The 651-nt window shown below is 63.9% G+C and carries 1 protein-coding gene; it reads left to right on the top strand.

What is annotated here, in order from left to right; genetic code table 11:
- Nucleotides 1–601: hypothetical protein (locus B3Q33_RS10245; protein WP_286827512.1), on the top strand; the 601-nt coding region annotated here is incomplete at its 5' end.
- Nucleotides 602–651: the final 50 nt, after the last annotated feature.

Below are 651 nucleotides of genomic sequence, written 5' to 3'. Positions count from 1 at the left end.
CCCCCGCGACATCCCCGGCCTGCTGCTTGATCCCGGCGCCTACCGCAACAATGTGGCGCCGGTTCGCGGTGGCAGCAACTTCGTCACCGCCCGCATCAAACCGGTCAAGGCCGACCTGTTACGCATCACCCGCAGCCGGGCCCTCACCGGCATGGGGCTGGCATTTCTCATTGCCCCCCAGGGCGGCCTGGCGGTGGAACTCTACTACATTGCCGACGCCCTGTTCGTGTCCCATATTCCCTTCGCGCAAATGACATGGGGCGGCACCATGCAGGCGCTGATGCTCTCCATCTCCTTCACTCTGGCCGGCCTGTTCGTGCTGTTCTCCACCACCAGCAACGCCCGCCTGGACCGCCGCCAGCAAACCATCATCCTGCCCGGCGACAACCGCACCCTGGCGTTCAACGAGGTGGAGTCCGTCCAGCTCAACCAGGTACTCACCACTGGCGAGCGCAGCTTCGTCAACAGCCAGATCCAGCTAAACCTGCGCAACGGCGAAACCCTGTCCCTGCTCAGCCACGGCGGCAAGGAACAGATCTACGTGGACCTGATCCGCACCGCCCTGTTTCTGGATAAACCGGCGGTGATCCCCGAAGCCTAGCTGCCCCGCCCATCACCCATCCCAACCATCCGTTGGAGCTTTGCTCGCAA

Source organism: Alcanivorax sp. UBA3183, assembly GCF_002364155.1.
Classification (GTDB): domain Bacteria; phylum Pseudomonadota; class Gammaproteobacteria; order Pseudomonadales; family Alcanivoracaceae; genus Alcanivorax; species Alcanivorax jadensis.
The sequence above is the reverse complement of the archived record's forward strand: the minus strand, read 5'-3'. Positions and strand labels throughout refer to the sequence as shown.